Genomic DNA, 19,345 nt, shown 5'->3' with positions numbered 1-19,345 from the left:
TCCTTTTATTCGGGCCGTTTCATTCAGGCAATGCGATCGGACCGATCTCGTTGAATACATCACCCGGACCCGGGTTCTCGGCGTGAGTTTCACCGCCGAAGTGCTTCATGATTCCCCACACGGCATTGAGTGAGGTCTGTACCGCGCCTTCAACCCAGGCCGGTGTCCATGAGACGTCATCGCCAGCGATAAAGATCCCTCTTTGTTCAGCCGGCATGTCGTCTTGCATGAAATGCGCGTACATGCGCTGGTTGTAGCGATAGTGACCCGGCAGAGCCCCCTTGAATGCGCCGAGGAAGTGCGGGTCGGCTTCCCAGGAAACGGTGATCGGATCGCCGATGATCCGGGCGGCGATATCCACCTTGGGATAGATCTTCTTAAGGGCATCGAGGGCCAGCTTCACGCGCTTTTCCACGGGATGGGGCAGCATTTTCAGGGCATCGCTCATCCAGGAGTACGACAGGCAGATGACGCCTGGCTTGTCATCGCCGTTGTCGAACAGGTAGGTGCCGCGGGTCAGGCGGTCGGTGAGGGTCATGCTCATCAGGTCGCGGCCGGTTTCCGGGTCCTTGTCCTTCCAGAACGGGCGGTCGACCATGACGAAGGTCTTCGATGATTGCATGTAGCGGGTGCGGTCCAGGGCCATCCACATCTTTTGCGAGAACAGCGCCTCTTCGCATTCGATCTGGGTGGTCAGCAGCCAGCTCTGGCAAGTGACCAGAACCGCGGCGTATTCCCGGGTGTCGCCCCAGACATCCGTCACGCTGAACCGGCCATCCTCGGCGCGAGCGATGCGTTTCACACCACTGCGGGGCGCGCCCAGGTGCAGCGAACTCAGGCTGGTACCCTTCGGCCAGTGCGCACAGCGCTCCGGTACGTGTTTCCAGATGCCGTGCGGCACCTGCTCCACGCCGCCGACCACCAGGTGCTGGTGATCGTCGCAGTTGGTCATCACCACGCGGAAGATTTCCAGCATCGAGTTCGGGAAGTCCGAATCCCAGCCACCGGTGCCGAAGCCGACCTGACCGAATACTTCACGATGCTGGAACGAGAGTTTGGCGAATGCCTTGGAGGTGGCGACGAAATCATAGAAGGTGCGGTCGTCCCACAGCGGCACCAAAGTGTTCCACAGCTCCTTGAGACGCGACACGTCACGGTCGCGAATCGCCTGCTGGATCTCTCTGAAGCGCGAGCCGTCCTCCAGCGCATCGGCCCAGGCATCGGCCACTTCCTGGAACAATGCAGGCAGGTCCGCCAGTTTCTGCGCGTAGTACGTCTGCCCTTCGAGGTCGATGACGGTGCTGCCGGAAGCCGGGGTCAACGGGTTGGGAAACGGCTTGGTTTCCAGCCCTAGCTTGTCGACATAGTGATAGAACGCCGTGGACGACACCGGAAAGCGCATGCCCCCTAACTCGGCGACAATCCCTTCGGTGCCATTGAACGCCTGCGAGCGCAGCCGTCCGCCCATTTTCGACGCTTCGTAGACCACCGGCTTGAGGCCCAACTTCATCAACTCGTACGCCGCCACCAGGCCAGAGATCCCGGCCCCGACGATCGCCACCTCCGCCCCGAGGTTGTCGGCCGGAATACTGCCCAAACCGGCCGGGTGCTCGATCCAGTCGTCAAAGGCGAAAGGAAAATCCGGTCCGAAAATGGTGATGGGCTTCTTACCGTCTGCTGGATGGCGATTGTGCTTGTTCATGGCTGACCTTGAAGGGCGACTCGACGCTGACTCGCGTCTGAGTATAGGAAAGATGCCAGCCATTCTAGAGAGCGCGGAATACGTTAATAAGACGCAATGTGTCGTCGATTTGGATTGTTAGGCGTCATTCTGACGAATAGATGGAGCGTAATGACGAATAACGCTTTCCTGTGGGAGCGGGCCTGCTCGCGATAGCGTCAGTCCAGTCAACACCTATCTGGACTGACACACCGCAATCGCGAGCAGGCTCGCTCCCACATTGGTTCGGGTCGCACAATCCTAGACCGGTTGGCCCCGGTCGATCTTGCTGCTGAGGATGATGGAGGTGGTGGTCTTTTCCACGCCATCCACGCTGCCGATCTGGTCCAGCAACTGATCCAGCTGTTCCGGCGAATCGGTGCGCAACCAGGCCACATAATCGAACTCGCCACTGACCGCGCACAACTGCTGGACCTGGGCCATGGCGCTCAAGCGCCGCAACACGTCCTTGCCGGAGCGCGGCTGGACCTTGATGCCGACGTAAGCCTGCAGGCCGCCATCAATGACTCGCTGTCCCAGGCGCACGCCATAGCCGGTAATCACCTTGGTTTTTTCCAGCCGGGCCAGCCGCGAGGTCACGGTCGTCCGGGCGATGCCCAGTTGCCGGGCAAGCATGGCGACGCTTTCCCGGGCATTGATTTGCAGGGCGGCGATCAGTTGACGATCGATTTCGTCGAGGACGGGAGGGCGGGTGTCAGGCAAGGTGGGCTCCGGCGCGGGCATCGGTGGTGGGCATCTTAAAGGCTCTTGTGCTCGAAATGGCTGATGGCAGGTAACGCCAATGCTCGCCAGTGAGGCGCCAGATGCGCTTGGGAAGCACTGAGCCAGAAACCGTCCAGGCAGATCAGTTGCTCGGTGGGCAATTGCAGCAATAGGGATAACGACAATGAGTGTACTGAACCTGGGTCCTCATCGTCCTCTGCTTCCCAATCCCGTTCAAAACAGCGCACGTGCACTTGCTCGTCATCGAAGCCTTCAAACAGCGGACGATTACCCAGCCATTGAGCATGCACCCGCAACGAGTGTTCCTGAACATCGAGTAGCAACAGCTGCCAGCCGCGATAGCTCCCACACAGCTCCGTCACATCGGTGGCCATGCGGGTCAGCGCGAGATAGCGACCGTCCGGTGACCAGATCATCGAAGGCGCAAGATCAGTCAACGCACAGCCGGATGCGGTCAACAGATAGCCGCCGAGTCGTGGCGTGTTCGCGCGGACCCAGCTGTCGGCATATTCCGTGTCGCTGCCGAACAACCAGGCGGCATCCCGTTGCTCGGGTGAGGGCTGGATGAAGTCACCCTCGGCAGTGGCCGCCTGCGGACGATCTGCCAGGCGCCAAGGGGTAACGCTGCATAACTGTGAGTCGCTCACCCGCAACTCCACGGTGTTATAGAACAGCCGGGAGTGCTCGTCGGAATGAAAGAACGAAGGATCGCCACCGATCTGCGGCGCAGGCACATTGAAGCGTTGCAGTGCGCTGCCGTTCAGGTCCTGATCCAGACGACCGGTGATCGCCGCCAGGCTCAGCAGGCCATTGCGGAAATCGAGTAGTCGGGCCACCCACATGGAGGGCCCTTCCAGCAGGCATCGCGCCTTCACGTCGACAACCGCCGCGTGGGTCGCGACGGTCATCGAGTCTGCAAAAGGCAACAGCGCCAGGTAACGACCGCAGTCGGAAACCCGATGATCCAGTAACCACCGCCCCGGCAACTGCCAGTCACCGATCTGACAGCGATAAGCCCCCAGCCCTTCGCTGTTGTCGCAAAGCCAGATCAGATGAGCGCAGGCACCGTCCAGCATCGGCTGCGTCTCTATGAACGACTCACCTCGCCGGCCCTGACTGTCCAACGGCATCGCAATGCTCATCCGGGTCAACTGAAACCCGGCCACCTGCAGCCGACCCTGAGCGTCATGGCCCGCCTGGATTTCGGTATCACTGTGGATGCTGTCGAGACGATAGCCATACCGGCCAAGGGACGGACGCGGGTAGTCGAGGTACGACCCGATACGCGCATGATGCTCGTCGAGGCCCACCACGTCATGCCAATAAAAAGAGGGTTCGGCATCGCTTTTCACCCAAGGCGAAGGCAGTGCGCGCCAGCCCTGGTCAACCTGCCACAACCAGTAGCGGTCGCCGCCCGGATGCCCGGTTTGCTCCTGAGCTCGGCACACCAGCGCGCGGTGATTGGTACCCCACACCAACGCGGTATCAGCGGCCATCAACAAACCCGACGGCTGCCCATTGACGCTGATGGCATAGCGTGGTGATCGCAGCGGTTCCAAGGGCTGGGGCAGGTCGCGAAAAGTCGGGGGCAATACCACGTTGCCCACCAGGCATTGTTGCCCGTCAGCGGAGCGGCGCTCGAAGGTGTGCGCAATATCATCCGGATACCAGCCCGGTTCCAGCCAAAGATCGGCAACGGGAACCAGATCGGCGGCGCTGGCGGTTTGCAACAGCTCATCAATCCGAGTCTGGCGAACGCTGTTGTCCACCAACGGGCTATGACGACCGCTCAAGCTATTAAGGTCCAGCGTGTCCAGTTCCCAGAATTCACTGTTGTCGCAGCGGTAGATCCGGCGCTGCTGACGGTCCAGGACGACCAGCCCCCAGCTCTGCCGGGATGGCACCGGCGCGGCGAAATAACGTCCGTCGCTGGAGAACACGGACGAAGCGCCAAGGCCTTGCAGGAGCACGCCGTCGGGAAACAGATAGTCGCAATAGGTCGGTCCGCCCATAGCGATTTCGCCGTGGTTGAACGTCCGGATCGGCTCACCCTCAGGCGTCAGTTGCGGCTCGGATCCGCCCCAGGCACTTGGCCCTTTGACAGGATCCGACACCAGGCCGAGGCGTCGCTCCCATTTACTGACGCAGGCGAGCCCGCCGATGATGACGACGATTGCTATCAGGATGCCCCAATACTCGAACAGCACCCTGCCCAGGCTGAAACCCAGGCCAAACACGGCGCCGACCATCAACCGGGCGCAGCCCCGCCCCACTGATAAGAAGCCCAGCCGCGCCGCGATGCCCATCAACAGGCCGAAGAACAGCACCGTTAGCAGTGCCAGCGGGGGTGGCATGACCGTGACGAAAAAGGCCGGCACCAGGAGGATGGTGAGTTGCCAGAACAGCTCCAGGAACAGTCGGGGGAGGGTGGGGGTGGCGATGATGGGCGTCTCGGTGAGGGGGCTGGGTACAGGCTTGGATAAGTGAGGCGGCCACCCTCTCAAAAACAGGAAAGCCGTGCAATGCGTGGTTATACACGCACGTGCTTTCTAATCTTGAAGAAAATTTGTTTTGCCATATTTTTAAAGTTCTGTATACGTTACATTTATCTCACATTGTTATGTATACAGAACATGGATTACTCGCTCATCACATCTCGCCTTGGCGAGCAGCTTAAGCAACGTCGTCTCAATCGTGGGCTGACACAAGCCAGGCTAGCGGGGTTAGCTGGTATTACCCGGCAGAAGGTCATCGCAATCGAGAAGGGTGACCTCTCGGTGGGCATGGCTGCTTATGCACGGGTTGTGGCAGCCCTGGACTGCGAACTTTCTGTAATTCCTGCAGCCATGCCCACGCTGGATGAAATCCAAGGAGTGTTTGACTGATGGTTGCCTCATTGCAGGTCACGACCCCAGAAGGCGACAGCGGAAAGATCCTCTGCAGCGCTGGGCACTATCTGTTTCGCTACCGTGAGGATGCGGCAGCACAGGCGGCGATCAGCTTGTTGATGCCAGTACGTTTGGATGAGTACCGTCATCGGGACCTGCACCCAATCTTCCAGATGAACTTGCCGGAGGGTTACGTCCTGGAGCAGTTGCGTAATCGCTTGGCTAAAGTGGCAAACGTCGATCCCATGTTGCTGCTGGCCTTGTCTGGCAGCAGCTCGCCTATCGGGCGTGTAGCAATCACCTCTGCGAACGTTGATGCGCTCCTGCGACGTCAAGAGTTTCCCGGAGAAAAGCTGGAGGAAATCCTGGCTTGGGATGGTGCGGAGGACATCTTCGTCGATTTGGTCGATCGCTACATCTTGCGTGCTGGGATATCGGGTGTGCAGCCAAAGGTCCTGGTTCCAGAGCGTCAGGCTAGCGCCACACAGCGTTTCACCTCGAAGACCTCTGATCTGATCATCAAAAGCGGTCGTGATGAATTTCCCGGATTGGCAATCAACGAATTCCTGTGCATGTCCGTGGCCAGAGAAGCGGGAATTCCTGTTCCAGAGTTTTACCTTTCCGATAATGCCAAACTGTTTGTCATGCGCCGCTTTGACCGGGACGAGCAGCTCAATCCCGTGGGCTTTGAGGATATGGCAGTACTGATGGGGCTTCCTGCCGAGCAAAAATATAGCAAGAGCTATTCGGCTATTGCCAAGGCTATACGCCTGTTCTGTCCTTCGGAGCATATAGAAGATTCACTGGCGCAACTATTTGCCATCGTAACCTTGAGCTGTATCGTTGGTAATGGTGACGCCCATCTGAAAAACTTCGGACTGTTGTACTCCGAGCCAACCCAGCGCGACGCACGCTTGGCTCCGGCATACGATATTGTTAATACAACGGCGTACATTCCTGCGGACGTTTTGGCACTTGATCTGGTTGGAAACAAGTCCTTATTTGCTTCCCGACAAGGCGTGCTGGAGTTCGCTCAGGTATGTGGCATCGCCGAGCCGGAAACGATAATCCGCAATCAATTACAGGCATTGGAGCGTGTGCTGTCTCGCTCGACTGAGCTTTGTGAGCAGGCGCCTGATGTGGTGGCCGCGATCCGTCGCTGTGCTGAGCCTTTTGTGAAAACCTTTGGCTGATTTTGTCTACGGGGATGTCCAATTGAATTGGACGGACCTTAGACGGAACTGCGTTTTGCAGGGTGAGGAGATGGCGATTTTCAGCTAGCTGAAACGATGAAAGCCGCGCAATGCGCGGCTTTCAAGTTGGTGGGCCCACACGGACTCGAACCGTGGACCAAAGGATTATGAGTCCTCTGCTCTAACCGACTGAGCTATAGGCCCTCAGTAGGCCGCGGATTATAGCGACGGTTTCTCGGCTGTGCTATCCGAAAAATCCGATACGGTCATACGCAGAAACGTTGCGGCAAATTCATCGGCGCACAGAGGCAGGCTGACGATGTAGCCCTGGATCTGTTCGCAGCCTTCTTCAGCCAGGAATTGCTGCTGGGCCAGGGTTTCGACGCCCTCGGCGATGATGGTGAATTGCATGCTGCGACCCAGGGCAATGATTGCCCGCACGATGGCTGCATCGTGGGGGTCGTCGGGCAGGCCGCGGACGAAGGACTGGTCGATCTTGAGGATGTCCAGCGGCAGGCGCTTGAGGTAGCTCAGGGAGGAATATCCCGTGCCGAAGTCGTCGATGGCCAGTTGCACGCCGAGCTTCTTGAGTTGATGCAGCACCGTCAGGGCTTCTTCGGCCTGGCTCATGATGAAGTTTTCGGTAATTTCCAGTTGCAATAGGCCGGGCTTGAGGTGGTTTTCCCGCAGGAGTTGTTCGATGCGTACCAGCAGGTTGGGTTGGCGCAGTTGGGCTCCGGCCAGGTTGACCGACAGGGGGCCGAGGCTTTCGTAGGCGCTGTTCCATTCGCACAGCTGTCGGCACGCGTGCTCCAGGACCCAATCGCCAATCTGCAGGATCATGCCGTTCTCTTCCGCCAGGGGAATGAAGTGTTCCGGTGGTACCTCGCCAAACGCCGGGTGGGTCCAGCGAATCAAGGCTTCGGCGCCCACCAGGCGGTTATCGGCGAGGCTGATTTTCGGCTGGAAAGACAGTGACAACTCGTTACGTTCGATTGCCCTTCGCAGTTCGTACTCCATGGCCACACGCTCGCTGGCCTGGGCGGTGAGGTCGCGGGTGTAGCTTTCCACCCGGTTGCGGCCCTTGGCTTTGGAGCGGTACATCGCCGCATCGGCGTTCTTGACCAGCGTGGCGACGTCGCAGCCATCCTGGGGGTAAAGGCTGGTGCCGATACTGGCGCTGATGAAAAACTCGTGTTCGCCGGCCTGGAATGGCGCGGCGAAACAGTTCAGCAGTTTCAGGGCTATGTGCTCGGCATCGCTGGGTTGCTGCAGGCCCGGCAACAGAATGATGAACTCGTCACCGCCCAGGCGCGCCACGGTGTCGATATCACGCAACTGTTCCCGCAGACGCACGGCGATGCCCTTGAGCAGCAGGTCGCCGACCGGGTGTCCGAGGCTGTCGTTGATGTGCTTGAAGCGGTCCAGGTCCAGGAACAGCACCGCACCCTGCCCGCCGTTTTCCTGCTGGTTGTTGAGGGCCGTCAGCAAGCGGCTTTCGAACAGTGTGCGATTGGGCAGGCCGGTGAGCGGGTCGTGGTGAGCCTGGTAGTCGAGCTTGGCCTGGGCGTGTTTGAGGCTGGAGATATCGGCGAAGACGGCGACGAAATGGGTGACCTGCTGATCACGATTGCGCACCGCGCTGATGGTCAGCCAGCTTGGATACAGCTCGCCGTTCTTGCGACGATTGGAGATCTCTCCCTGCCAATGTCCCTCTGCCGTCAACTGGTGCCACATCGCGGCGTAGAAGGCGCTGTCGTGCAAGCCGGAAGCCAGCAGTCGGGGCGTGTGGCCCAGGGCTTCGGTTTCGCTGTAGCCGGTGATTTCGCTGAAGGCGCGGTTCACGGCGCTGATGTGCTGTTGCGTATCGGTGATCAGCACGCCTTCGGCCGTGCTTTCGAACACGGTGGCGGCCTGTTGCAGTTTTTCTTGCATCAGATGGCGTTCGGTGATGTCTCGGGCGATGGTCAACATGCAGTCTTCATTGCCGATGGGCAGCGGGCGGCTGGAGACTTCGCAGAGCCGTATCTGCCCATCGTTGCGCCGGATATGGCAGCTGAAATCCCTGACGTAGCCGTCGCGTTGCAGCAGATCGAGCATCTGTTTGCGTTCGTTGAGGTTGACCCAGATCCCCAGGTCCAGGGTGGAGCGGTCCACCGACAGAGCGCTGTTGAAGCCGGTAATACGGCTGAAGCCTTCGTTGACTTCGATCAGCAGGCCGTCGCTTTGCCGGGACAACAGCAGGCCATCGGGCGACGCGTGGAACGCCTTGGCGAACTTCTCTTCGGAGGTCTGCAGTTGCTGTTGGGTTTCCTTGAGCTGACTGATGTCCCGCACCACCACGACCAGCGCGGGGGTCGTGTCGAGGTCGAAGGGTTCGGCGGAGATCAGGCCGGTGAACACCTGGCCGTTGCTGCGCCGAAAGGGCATCTCCAGGTTACGGATACTCCCGGCCTGCAAGCGCTGCAGCAGGCTTGGGCCAACGCCCTGGATGCCCCAGATGTTCAGTTCGGTCGCGGTCTGGCCCACCACCTCGTCGGCGCTCAGGCCGATCTGTTCTTCGAAGGCTTTGTTGACTTCCAGCAGGCATCCGTCCAGCAGACGCGCGATCACCAGGATGTCCGGGCACTGGCGGAATACCGAGGCGAATTTCTGTTCCGAGAGACGCAGCGCTTCCTCGGTGCGCTTGGCTTCACTGATGTCGATCATCAGCCCGCGCATCACCGGTTCGTGACCGTGCTCGATCAGGCTGACAATGTCGCGCACCCACAAGCAGCGGCCATCGGCGGTGATGACCCGGTAATCGATACAATGATCGCGCCCGGCGAGCACTTCATGATCGCAATAGGTCTGGGCGCGGATCAGGTCGGCCGGATGAATGATGTTGCGCCAGAAGCCCGGTATCAGCCAGTGGGCGAGGGGATAACCGAGCAGTTCTTCGGCGTGGGGCGACACATAGGTGTAGGTGAAGTCGCTGACCTTGGCTTCCCAGGCAATCGCCGAGAGACTCTCCACCAGTCCGCGATAGTGGTATTCGCTGCTGCGCAACTCCTGTTCCAGGTCGATTCGACGGGCGATCTCCGAGCTGAGGCGGCGATTGATGCGAATCACTACCGCCAGCACACCCATCAAGAGCAGCAGCCCGGGCAGGCCATAAACCAGCAAGTCCGACCAAAACTGTCGGTAGTCGCGGACATTGCCGACCCATTTCTCCTGGATTTCGGCGATCTCGGCCGGACTCATGTCGGCGATGACCTTGTCCAGAATGCTCACCAGTATCTTATTGTCGCGGGGGACGGCCATTGCCAATTGATAGCGATAGGGCGTCTCGCCGCTGACGTAGAGGCCTTCGAGCTTGAGCTGGCGCAGGCTCCAGACGCTGGAGGCAAGGTCGCCTACCACGGCATCCACTTTATCGGTGGCCAGGGCTTGCAGGGCTGAACTGACGTTGGGCAGCGCCACCAGGTTCAGGTCGGGGTGATGATTGCGCAGCAGCTCGTGGGGGGCATAATTTTCCACCACGGCTATTTTCAACCCGTACAGATCCTTGAGGTTGTGAGGCTGGGCTCCGCCTCGGTGGGCCAGGATAACGATCGGAAAGTCCAGGTAAGGGCGGGTGAATGCCAGAAAATTCTGGCGTTCGGGGGTGGACATGATGCCTGGCAGCAGATCGATCTTGCCTTGAGCGACCAATTCCAGCACAGCGGTCCAGCTGACCGGCTCGATGGGGGTGAGCGTGACGGCCAGCCGCTCACGGATGACCTCGACGTAATCGGCGGCGAGGCCTTGATAACGACCCTGATCGTCGCGAAATTCGAACGGAGGCCATGAGGCGTCGACGCCCAGGCGCAGGTCGGGGTGGTCCTTGAGCCAGCGGCGCTCTTCGTCAGTGAGCATCAACGCGCCAGCCGTTGCGGTCCAGGTCATCAGTGACAGCAAGAGCAGGGCCGTCAGTCTGGGCATCACGGTCTCGTCATGGCATAGGGAGGATGTTTCGAGTGTAGACGGGCAATGGGGTGGGGGTGTAGCGAAGGAGATTTTATCTGCATATGACAAAACCCCCGGCAGGGCCGGGGGTTTTGAAGGTCACTCGTCGAGGAAGGAGCGCAGATGCTCGCTTCGTGTCGGGTGGCGCAGTTTGCGCAACGCCTTGGCTTCGATCTGACGAATCCGCTCGCGCGTCACGTCAAACTGCTTACCGACTTCCTCGAGGGTGTGGTCGGTATTCATATCGATGCCGAAACGCATGCGCAGTACCTTGGCTTCACGGGCAGTGAGGCCGGAGAGTACTTCACGAGTCGCTTCCTTGAGACTCTCGACGGTAGCGACATCGATCGGCGACTGCATGGTGGAGTCTTCGATGAAATCACCCAGATGGGAATCTTCATCATCACCGATCGGCGTTTCCATGGAGATCGGCTCCTTGGCGATCTTCAATACCTTGCGGATCTTGTCCTCAGGCATCTCCATACGTTCGCCCAGCTCTTCCGGAGTCGGTTCGCGACCCATTTCCTGCAACATCTGCCGGGAAATACGGTTGAGCTTGTTGATGGTCTCGATCATGTGCACCGGAATACGGATGGTGCGGGCCTGGTCGGCGATCGAGCGGGTGATCGCCTGGCGGATCCACCAGGTGGCATAGGTCGAGAACTTGTAGCCGCGACGGTATTCGAACTTATCCACCGCTTTCATCAGGCCGATATTGCCTTCCTGGATCAGATCGAGGAATTGCAGGCCGCGGTTGGTGTACTTCTTGGCAATGGAGATCACCAGACGCAAGTTCGCTTCGACCATCTCTTTCTTCGCGCGGCGGGCCTTGGCCTCACCGATCGACATGCGACGGTTGATGTCCTTGATCTCGGCGATGCTCAGGCCGGTTTCGGTCTCCAGCGCGCTCAGCTTCTGCTGGCAACGAACGATGTCCGGTTGCAGGCGGGCAATGGCCTCGGCGTACTTGGTCTTGCCTTTGGCCAGTGCATCGGTCCAGCTTTCGTCGACTTCGTTGCCAGGGAACTGGCGCAGGAAGTCGGCGCGTGGCATGCGGGCATCACGAACGCACAGTTGCATGATCGCGCGCTCTTGCTGACGCAGACGATCCAGGGCGCTGCGAACACGCTCGACCAGGCCTTCGAATTGCTTGGGCACCAGCTTGATCGGCATGAACAGCTCGGCCAGGGCCAACAGTTCGGCAATTGCCTGCTTGTTGTCGCGACCGTGCTTTTTCAGCGCCTTGCGGGTGATCTCCATCTGCTCGGCCACGGCGCCGAAACGCTGTGCGGCGACGATCGGATCAGGGCCGCTTTCGGCTTCTTCTTCGTCATCGCTGGCTTCGGCCTCGTCGTCATCGCTGTCGTCGTTGGCCTTCTCGGCCTTGGCGTCGATCGGCGGCGGCACTTCGGCGGCAGGCGGCGTGGTGCCGTCGTCCGGGTCGATGTAGCCACTCAGGACGTCGGACAGGCGCCCACCTTCGGTGGTGACGCGGGTGTACTCGGAGAGAATATGGTCGACCGTGCCAGGGAAGTGCGCGATTGCGCCCATCACTTCACGGATGCCTTCTTCAATACGCTTGGCGATTTCGATTTCGCCTTCACGCGTGAGGAGCTCTACCGTACCCATTTCACGCATGTACATGCGCACGGGGTCGGTGGTGCGACCAATGTCGGTCTCGACAGCCGCCAGCGCTGCGGCCGCTTCTTCAGCGGCCGCCTCGTCGGTATCGGCGTCGGCCAGCATAAGGGCATCCTTATCTGGCGCAACCTCGAATACGTTGATCCCCATGTCGTTGATCATGCGGATGATGTCTTCCACCTGTTCCGGATCTGAAATATCCTCCGGCAGGTGGTCGTTGACCTCCGCGTAAGTCAGGTAGCCCTGCTCACGACCCAATAGGATCAACTCTTTGATACGAGACTGCTGTTGCGCTTTTCCGGACATAACACCCTATCCACTGAAGGTCTTGGCGGGCAAAAAACAAGCCGAGGATTATACCTGAGCTGTGACCTCACGCGCCAGTTGAGGTCGGGTTTGATGCGCAAACATTGCGGTTGAGTAAGTCGCGCAATTGGTTCTTCTCTTCGCTGGTCAGCTCGCTCTGGCGAGCTTTTCGCAGAAGTTGTTCCAGGTTTCGCTCGCGTTGGCGGGCGGACAAGCTAGTAATGGTGTCGAAAAACTGTTGTTCAAGGTTGTCTCCATCAATCAGCCATTCCTTCTCGGCCAGGGCCTTCAACAGTCGTCCCTGCTCGGTGCCATGCCAGCGTGCGATCAGCTGGAACGAGTTTAGCCGGGGGTTCTTCTGCACGGCTTCGAGAAGGGCGATCAGCAATTGTGTATTGCTGTGATCCTCGGCGGCGAAGTGCCCCGCGTCCTCGACCTTTTCAGCCAGTTGCGGGTGATGCAGCAAGGTACGCAGGGCGGCCAGTGTTGGTGGTTCGACGGCGGCCGGCACGCGCGGGGCACGTGGCTGGTCGCGATCGCCGCGCTTGCCGTTCTTGTCCCAGGGTTTCTTGTCCCATTTCTTGCCGCCGCTGCCGGTTTTTTTCGATGTCCATTCCTGCTGCGACGCATAGTCCTGCTGAGGATGATGATAGTCGGCGAAATCCGGCATCGCGTCGTAGTCGATGCCCGGGTCGTATGCCGGCGGCGCCTCCGCAGGGGCGTTGTGAGCCAGTTGGTTGACCGCTTCGCTATTGAGGCCGGTGATTTCGGTCAGGCGCTGGCGCATCAGTGTGCGCAGGTTGGCGCCGGGTACCTTGTCGATCAGCGGTGCCGCGAGGGTGACCATGTGGGCCTTGCCTTCGAGGGAGCGCGGGTCGGCCTCTTCGGTCAACTGCTGGAAAAAATAATCGGCCAATGGTTGCGCGTGTTGATTGATCCGTGCGCGGAACGCATCGGTGCCTTCGGAGCGCACCAGGGTATCCGGGTCCTCGCCTTCCGGGAGGAACAGGAAACGTGCCCGCCGGCCATCCTGCAGGCACGGCAGCGTGGCTTCCAGTGCGCGCCAGGCGGCATTGCGGCCGGCCTGGTCGCCGTCGAAGCAGAACAGCACACTGGGCACGACACGAAAAAGTCGCTTCATGTGCTCTTCACTGGTGGCCGTGCCCAGTGTCGCAACGGCATTGCGCAAGCCTTGCTGGGCCAGGGCAATGACGTCCATGTAACCTTCGACGACGATGATCTCGTCGAGGTTGCGGTTGTTCTTGCGGGCTTCATACAAGCCGTACAGCTCTTGGCCCTTATGGAATACCGGGGTTTCCGGCGAGTTCAGGTACTTGGGTTTGTCGTCGCCCAATACCCGGCCGCCAAAGGCAATGATTCGCCCGCGCGTATCGCGGATCGGGAACATCACCCGGTCGCGAAAGCGGTCGTAGCGCTTGCCGGTCTCGGCATTCTCGATCAGCAGGCCGGCGTCGATCATGGCGCGCTGCTGCAGCGTATCGCTGCTCAAGTGCTTGTACAGATTGTCCCAGCCGGGCGGGGCGAAGCCGAGACCGAAGTCCCGGGCAATTTCGCCGGTCAGGCCGCGGCCCTTGAGGTAATCCACCGCGGCCTTGCGGGCCGGATGGCTTTTCAGAGCCTGGCGATAAAAATCCGCCGCCGCGGTCAGCAGCGGGTAGAGCGGCGAGTCGGTGGGCTGGCGCGGCTTGTGCGCCCGACCGCTTTCCTCGCGAGGAATTTCCATGCCGGCGGCTTTGGCCAGTTCTTCGACGGCCTGGGGGAAATCCAGGTTGTCGTGGTCCATGATGAAGCCGAGGGCATTGCCGCCCGCGCCACAGCCAAAGCAGTAATAGAACTGCTTGTCGGGGCTGACGCTGAAGGACGGGGTTTTTTCCTTGTGGAACGGGCAGCAGGCGGTGTAGTTCTTGCCGGCCTTTTTCATTTGCAGGCGAGAGCTGACCACGTCGACGATGTCGGTGCGGTTCAAGAGGTCGTCAATAAAGCTCTGGGGAATCAGCCCGGCCATGGCGTTCTCATCATCACTGCGCGAAATAGGGGCCCGGAATCAGCAGGCGTAACCGGGGCCTGGTCTTGAGACACTGTAAACGGTGGCTCGACCGGGTTGTCTGCATCATTGCTGTCGGGAAGTGTATCTGCCGATAATCCACTGACGTTAATTACCATCAGTATTCGACTGTTTGAATATGTTGCGCTGAATCCGGTAACGGCCGGTCAGGCCTCGGATAGCTCATCGAGCGGGCACGCAAGCAGGTGCCATGGGCTGATCGTCGTTAGAGGAATCAGGGTGTGCTCGTCAGTAGCCTTGGAAGGCTCGTCAGAAGAGACGTGCACCGCTGGCAAAAGAGCCAGGTCTGACGTGATAAAGCAGTTGTCTCAGTCGCGTCTGCGGCTTTGACAGTGAAGCATCAAGCGTTATTCCGCAAATGCCATAAGCCCGGCTTGAAGGCCGGGCTTGGCAGAAGCTTGCTACGAACGTCTGTGTATTAGTACAGACGTACGGCGCGGCGCTGTTCGCGCTGAACTTTCTTGGCGTGACGCTTAACAGCGGCTGCTGCTTTGCGTTTACGCTCGGAAGTCGGCTTCTCGTAGAATTCGCGGCTACGAACTTCAGCCAGAACACCGGCTTTTTCGCAGGAGCGCTTGAAACGACGCAGAGCTACGTCGAAGGGTTCGTTCTCTTTTACTTTGACGGCTGGCATCCAGAGCTACCTTCATTCATTACCGGGGTCAACATCCTCGCGGCAAAAGAGCACTTGAAGACGTCGGTTTTTAAGGGTTGCGGATGTTAACCCCTCAACGCCAGGAATGCAAAGCCTCTGATCGAAAACCGCTGGTCGGGGCACAACGTGGCGACTATTATGCGCGCCTTCGAATTCAGCCTCCACAAGGCGCAAACCCATGCTAGTACTGGGATTAGAAACGTCCTGCGACGAAACCGGCGTCGCGCTTTACGACAGTGAACGCGGCCTACTGGCCGATGCGCTGTTCAGTCAGATCGACCTGCACCGCGCCTACGGCGGCGTGGTGCCCGAGCTTGCGTCCCGCGACCACGTCAAGCGCATGCTGCCCTTGATCCGTCAGGTCCTGGCCGAAGCCGGCTGTGGGCCGACCGAAATCGATGCTGTCGCCTATACCGCCGGCCCGGGCCTGGTGGGTGCGTTGCTGGTAGGGGCTTCCTGTGCCCAGGCGCTGGCCTTTGCCTGGGGCATCCCGGCCCTGGGCGTGCATCACATGGAGGGGCATCTGCTGGCGCCCATGCTGGAGCCGCAGCCACCGGAGTTTCCGTTCGTCGCTTTGCTGGTTTCCGGCGGCCATACGCAATTGGTCCGGGTCGACGGTATCGGTCAATACGAATTGATGGGTGAAAGCCTTGACGATGCGGCTGGCGAAGCTTTCGACAAAACGGCCAAGATGATGGGTCTCAACTATCCGGGGGGGCCGGAAATCGCACGGCTTGCGTCCCAAGGAGTTGAAGGACGCTTCGTGTTTCCTCGCCCGATGTGCGACCGGCCGGGCCTGGATTTCAGTTTCAGTGGCTTGAAGACCTTCGCTCTGAACACCTGGCAGCAATGCGTCAGCGCCGGGGGCGACCATGAACAAGTCCGTTGCGACATCTCGCTGGCGTTCCAGCAGGCCGTGGTGGAGACTTTGACCATCAAATGCAAGCGCGCCCTGAAACAGGCCGGGCTCAAGCGTCTGGTCATCGCTGGCGGGGTGAGTGCGAACAAGGCCTTGCGGGTGTCGCTGGAAAAAATGCTTGGCGACATGAAAGGCGATGTTTACTACGCCCGGCCGCAATTCTGCACCGATAACGGCGCGATGATCGCCTATGCGGGCTGTCAGCGCCTGCAGGCCGGCCAGCACGAAAGCCTGGCGATCAGCGTGCAGGCGCGCTGGCCGATGGAGCAGTTGTCGCCGTTGTGAAGTATTTAGAAATGTCGTTCGCGCCCGGCGAACAGGTCGCGTAGATTGCCCCGGTGGCGCCAGACGATCAGCGCCACCAGCGCGGTCATCGGCAGCAGGGCCTCGGGCTCCTGCCAGGCCAGCAACGGCAGGGTCAGCGGGGTGGCGATCAGCGCGGCCAAGGAGCTGGTGCGGGTCAGGTAGAACATCAGCAGCCAGGCCGAGACGGCCAGCAGCGCGGCGGGTGGATACAGGCCCAGCAGCATGCCGGCGGCGGTGGCGACACCCTTGCCGCCCCGAAAGCGGAAGTACAGCGGGAACAGATGACCGATGACCGCGCAGACGCCGATCCAGGCCTGTTGCTGTAAGGAAAGTCCTGCAAGGCTGGCGATCAGTACCGGCACCAGGCCTTTGCAGAGGTCGCCGAGCAGGGTCAGGACGGCGAGTTTGCGTCCGGCCAGGCGCAGCATGTTGGTGGCGCCGGCATTGCCTGATCCACTCATTCGCGGATCGGGGTGACCCGTCAAGCGGCTGAGCACAATGGCGAAGGACAGCGAGCCGAGCAGGTAGGCGAGGATCGCCAGTAACCAAAACATGCTAACTATTCCGGGCGAGGATGCCCTGATTCTAACGGCGCATTGCGCCCTTGTCGTGCTGCGGAGAAGAGTGCTTGGACAGAGTGTTTATCGAGGGCCTGGAAGTCGACACGGTGATCGGTGCCTACGACTGGGAGCGAGACATCCGACAGTGCCTGCGGCTCGATCTGAGTTTCGCTTGGGATAACCGCCCGGCCGCAGCGGGCGATGACCTGAATCTGGCGCTCGACTACGCCAGTGTCTCATCGCGCATCCAGGCATTCGCTGAACAGGCCCGGTTCCAGTTGGTCGAGACCTTTGCCGAGCGGCTTGCCCAGGAACTGATGGACGAGTTCAAGATTACCTGGCTGCGTCTGAAAGTGACCAAGCCTGGCGCGGTTCCAGCGGCCAGTGGCGTGGGTGTGGAGATCGAGCGCGGATGTCGCTGACACAGGTTTTTCTCGGGCTCGGTAGCAATATCGAGCGCGAAACCCATTTGTGCGCGGGGCTTGAAGCCCTTGCGGCTTTTCTGGTGGACATACGCTGTTCGGCGGTGTTCGAAAGCCAGCCTGTGGGCATCAAGAGCGGGCCGTTCTTCAATTTTGTCGTGTCGGCCTTCACGGACCTGCCGCTGATGGAGCTGGACCGTCGCCTCAAGTGCATCGAGGCGGACAATGGTCGTTATGCGCCGGACCGCAAGGGGCTGCCGCTGGACATCGACGTGTTGTTGTATGGCGAGCAGGTCGGCAACTTCGATGGCTTGATTCTGCCGCGCGCGGAAATCCTGAAAAACGCTTTCGTCCTGTGGCCATTGTCGCTGATTGCGCCGGATCGCGTTCACCCAGGCGTAGGCAAGAGTTTCGCTACGTTGTGGGACGAATCACAGATTGATCAGGTCCTGGCGCCGGTGGCTTTTGAATGGCGGGGCGTGCAGCTGACGTCTTCGGACTTGCTGCGATCTTCCTGACGCTATCGCGAGCAGGCTCGCTCCACAGTGTCCGTGATACCCCGGATCCATCCTCCTGTGGGAGCGAGCCTGCTCGCGATGGCGGTCATCCGGCCACTGAAAATGCAAGCGGAAACGAAACCCCTGTCAGTTCGCCCCCTCCTTGTACGCTTTCAGCGCCCTGAGCCGCTCGCGCTTGATTGCGTCCCCCAGCTCAGGCCCTTTGAAGCCTTTCTCCAGCAAGGGCTGCACAGCCACCGCACGCGCCGCCGCTGCCGCGCCGCGCAGATAATCAGCCTGTGGGTAACTTCGATTTTCCAAGCCCTTGCGGCCTCGGGCATCCATTTCGCAGGCCGCGATAAACTCTTCGAAGCGTTGGGGGCGGCGGTACACATCAAAGCTCTGTAGCAATTCGAGCAAGGTAGACGCTTTCAATTCAAGCGCCCGATGGCCATGGGTGTGATATTGACCAACCAATAGCGCCAACTCCTGGCAGTCCCGTGGCACTTTGAAGCGCTCGTTGATCGCCTTGATCGGTTTCAAACCCTTGTGCTCATGGGCGATGTGTCGCGGCCATTCCTGCTCAGGTGTCAGGGCTTTGCCCAGATCATGCAGCAGGCAGGCCCAGCGGACCGTCAGTGGTTGTTGATGCAGGGCGGCCTGCTCCAGAACGCTCAGGGTATGTGCGCCGGTATCGATTTCCGGGTGATGGGCTTCGGGTTGCGGCACGCCGAATAGCGCATCGACCTCGGGCATCAGGACCTTCAGGGCATCACAGTCGCGCAGGACCTGGATAAACACCTGTGGCTGGCTTTCCATGAGGGCGCGGGAAATTTCCTTCCAACTGCGTTCGGCGGTCAATGCTTGCAGTTCGCCAGAATCGCTGAGCTGGCGCATCAGCTCCACGGTCTCGTCCGCAACCTTGAAGCCCAGTGGAGCATAACGCGCGGCAAAGCGGGCAACTCGCAGGACTCGGAGCGGATCTTCAGCAAATGCCGGGGAAACGTGGCGGAGCAGGCGGGCTTCGAGGTCCCGTTGGCCGTGGTAGGGATCGGTGAGGTTGCCATGATCATCTTCCGCCATGGCATTGATCGTCAGGTCCCTGCGAACCAAGTCTTCCTCGAGGGTGACTTCAGGGCTGGCATGAAACACGAAGCCGCCATAGCCCCGGCCGCTTTTGCGTTCCGTGCGGGCGAGGGCGTACTCCTCGCCCGTGTTCGGATCGAGGAACACAGGAAAGTCAGCACCCACGGGGCGAAACCCCTTGGCGATCATTTCCTCGGCGGTGGCGCCCACCACGACCCGATCGACGTCGGTGACGGGGATACCCAGCAGGCGATCGCGAACGGCGCCGCCGACTTTATAGATCTGCATAAAAAACCTCCGTTGACCCGACAGGATAACCTTTGCGTCGGATCAAA

At 60.0% G+C, this 19,345-nt stretch carries 14 protein-coding genes and 1 tRNA gene; 5 read left to right on the top strand and 10 right to left on the bottom strand.

All coding sequences use genetic code 11. The annotated features are described in order from the left end of the window. Positions 1–19: 19 nt before the first annotated feature. The 3 genes from LOY35_RS25670 to LOY35_RS25660 all read right to left on the bottom strand — a co-directional run bounded on the left by LOY35_RS25670 (position 20) and on the right by LOY35_RS25660 (position 4,908). Positions 20–1,702, bottom strand: coding sequence for an NAD(P)/FAD-dependent oxidoreductase (locus LOY35_RS25670; RefSeq protein WP_258628602.1), 1,683 nt, complete (start codon positions 1,700–1,702; stop codon positions 20–22). Positions 1,703–1,981: 279 nt separating this feature from the next. Continuing rightward, entirely contained in the window at positions 1,982–2,443 is a 462-nt protein-coding gene (locus tag LOY35_RS25665; RefSeq protein ID WP_060743121.1) for an Lrp/AsnC family transcriptional regulator, read from the bottom strand. Positions 2,444–2,478: 35 nt separating this feature from the next. Continuing rightward, positions 2,479–4,908, bottom strand: a complete 2,430-nt coding sequence (locus tag LOY35_RS25660; protein WP_408981267.1) for a hypothetical protein — start codon at positions 4,906–4,908, stop codon at positions 2,479–2,481. Positions 4,909–5,097: 189 nt separating this feature from the next. Here LOY35_RS25660 and LOY35_RS25655 point away from each other — a divergent pair, with 189 nt between their 5' ends. Both LOY35_RS25655 and LOY35_RS25650 read left to right on the top strand, forming a co-directional pair. After that, entirely contained in the window at positions 5,098–5,349 is a 252-nt protein-coding gene (locus tag LOY35_RS25655; RefSeq protein ID WP_258633732.1) for a helix-turn-helix transcriptional regulator, read from the top strand. Beyond that, positions 5,349–6,545, top strand: a complete 1,197-nt coding sequence (locus tag LOY35_RS25650; RefSeq protein WP_258628598.1) for a type II toxin-antitoxin system HipA family toxin — start codon at positions 5,349–5,351, stop codon at positions 6,543–6,545. The genes LOY35_RS25655 and LOY35_RS25650 overlap by 1 nt, the downstream gene beginning before the upstream one ends. A 127-nt stretch (positions 6,546–6,672) precedes the next feature. Here LOY35_RS25650 and LOY35_RS25645 read toward each other — a convergent pair. From LOY35_RS25645 to rpsU, 5 genes are all read right to left on the bottom strand, one after another. After that, positions 6,673–6,749 (bottom strand) — tRNA-Ile (locus LOY35_RS25645). 15 nt (positions 6,750–6,764) lie between these two features. After that, a complete protein-coding gene (locus tag LOY35_RS25640; protein WP_258628596.1) occupies positions 6,765–10,508 on the bottom strand; it encodes a bifunctional diguanylate cyclase/phosphodiesterase in 3,744 nt (1,247 codons plus the stop codon). A gap of 123 nt (positions 10,509–10,631) precedes the next feature. Next, a complete protein-coding gene (gene rpoD / locus LOY35_RS25635) occupies positions 10,632–12,479 on the bottom strand; it encodes an RNA polymerase sigma factor RpoD (RefSeq protein WP_258628592.1) in 1,848 nt (615 codons plus the stop codon). Positions 12,480–12,546: 67 nt separating this feature from the next. Then, positions 12,547–14,505 carry a DNA primase gene (gene dnaG, locus LOY35_RS25630; RefSeq protein WP_258628590.1) on the bottom strand — a complete coding sequence of 653 codons (1,959 nt, stop codon included), beginning with the start codon at positions 14,503–14,505 and terminating at the stop codon, positions 12,547–12,549. A 478-nt stretch (positions 14,506–14,983) separates the two neighbouring features. Next, positions 14,984–15,199, bottom strand: a complete 216-nt coding sequence (gene rpsU, locus LOY35_RS25625; RefSeq protein ID WP_002551877.1) for a 30S ribosomal protein S21 — start codon at positions 15,197–15,199, stop codon at positions 14,984–14,986. Positions 15,200–15,398: 199 nt separating this feature from the next. Between rpsU and tsaD the strand changes: the two genes are divergently transcribed. Then, complete coding sequence (tsaD, locus tag LOY35_RS25620; RefSeq protein ID WP_258628589.1) at positions 15,399–16,424, top strand: tRNA (adenosine(37)-N6)-threonylcarbamoyltransferase complex transferase subunit TsaD; 1,026 nt, start codon at positions 15,399–15,401, stop codon at positions 16,422–16,424. A 5-nt stretch (positions 16,425–16,429) separates the two neighbouring features. Here tsaD and plsY read toward each other — a convergent pair whose 3' ends face one another. Beyond that, on the bottom strand, positions 16,430–16,999 hold the full coding sequence (plsY, locus tag LOY35_RS25615) for a glycerol-3-phosphate 1-O-acyltransferase PlsY (protein ID WP_024777402.1): 570 nt from the start codon (positions 16,997–16,999) through the stop codon (positions 16,430–16,432). A 74-nt stretch (positions 17,000–17,073) separates the two neighbouring features. Here plsY and folB point away from each other — a divergent pair, with 74 nt between their 5' ends. Together folB and folK are read left to right on the top strand one after the other, a co-directional pair. After that, positions 17,074–17,427: a dihydroneopterin aldolase gene (folB, locus tag LOY35_RS25610; RefSeq protein WP_258628587.1), complete on the top strand. Its 354-nt coding sequence runs from the start codon at positions 17,074–17,076 to the stop codon at positions 17,425–17,427. Next, positions 17,418–17,945 (top strand): 2-amino-4-hydroxy-6-hydroxymethyldihydropteridine diphosphokinase, encoded by a 528-nt coding sequence (gene folK / locus LOY35_RS25605; RefSeq protein ID WP_258628586.1) that lies wholly within the window; start codon positions 17,418–17,420, stop codon positions 17,943–17,945. The genes folB and folK overlap by 10 nt, the downstream gene beginning before the upstream one ends. Positions 17,946–18,071: 126 nt before the next feature. Here folK and LOY35_RS25600 read toward each other — a convergent pair whose 3' ends face one another. Beyond that, positions 18,072–19,298 (bottom strand): multifunctional CCA addition/repair protein, encoded by a 1,227-nt coding sequence (locus LOY35_RS25600; RefSeq protein WP_258628584.1) that lies wholly within the window; start codon positions 19,296–19,298, stop codon positions 18,072–18,074. Between the last annotated feature and the right edge of the window lie 47 nt (positions 19,299–19,345).

It is taken from the genome of Pseudomonas sp. B21-028, from assembly GCF_024749045.1.
Classification (GTDB): Bacteria; Pseudomonadota; Gammaproteobacteria; order Pseudomonadales; family Pseudomonadaceae; genus Aquipseudomonas.
This window is presented reverse-complemented; position numbering and strand designations above follow the sequence as displayed.

What these genes read in the sequence shown, in the direction of transcription:
- LOY35_RS25670 (WP_258628602.1), bottom strand. Translation starts at nt 1,702, where the DNA reads ATGAACAAGCACAATCGCCATCCAGCAGACGGTAAGAAGCCCATCACC.
- LOY35_RS25655 (WP_258633732.1), top strand. Translation starts at nt 5,098, where the DNA reads ATGGATTACTCGCTCATCACATCTCGCCTTGGCGAGCAGCTTAAGCAA.
- LOY35_RS25650 (WP_258628598.1), top strand. Translation starts at nt 5,349, where the DNA reads ATGGTTGCCTCATTGCAGGTCACGACCCCAGAAGGCGACAGCGGAAAG.
- LOY35_RS25640 (WP_258628596.1), bottom strand. Translation starts at nt 10,508, where the DNA reads ATGCCCAGACTGACGGCCCTGCTCTTGCTGTCACTGATGACCTGGACC.
- rpoD (WP_258628592.1), bottom strand. Translation starts at nt 12,479, where the DNA reads ATGTCCGGAAAAGCGCAACAGCAGTCTCGTATCAAAGAGTTGATCCTA.
- dnaG (WP_258628590.1), bottom strand. Translation starts at nt 14,505, where the DNA reads ATGGCCGGGCTGATTCCCCAGAGCTTTATTGACGACCTCTTGAACCGC.
- rpsU (WP_002551877.1), bottom strand. Translation starts at nt 15,199, where the DNA reads ATGCCAGCCGTCAAAGTAAAAGAGAACGAACCCTTCGACGTAGCTCTG.
- tsaD (WP_258628589.1), top strand. Translation starts at nt 15,399, where the DNA reads ATGCTAGTACTGGGATTAGAAACGTCCTGCGACGAAACCGGCGTCGCG.
- plsY (WP_024777402.1), bottom strand. Translation starts at nt 16,999, where the DNA reads ATGTTTTGGTTACTGGCGATCCTCGCCTACCTGCTCGGCTCGCTGTCC.
- folK (WP_258628586.1), top strand. Translation starts at nt 17,418, where the DNA reads ATGTCGCTGACACAGGTTTTTCTCGGGCTCGGTAGCAATATCGAGCGC.
- LOY35_RS25600 (WP_258628584.1), bottom strand. Translation starts at nt 19,298, where the DNA reads ATGCAGATCTATAAAGTCGGCGGCGCCGTTCGCGATCGCCTGCTGGGT.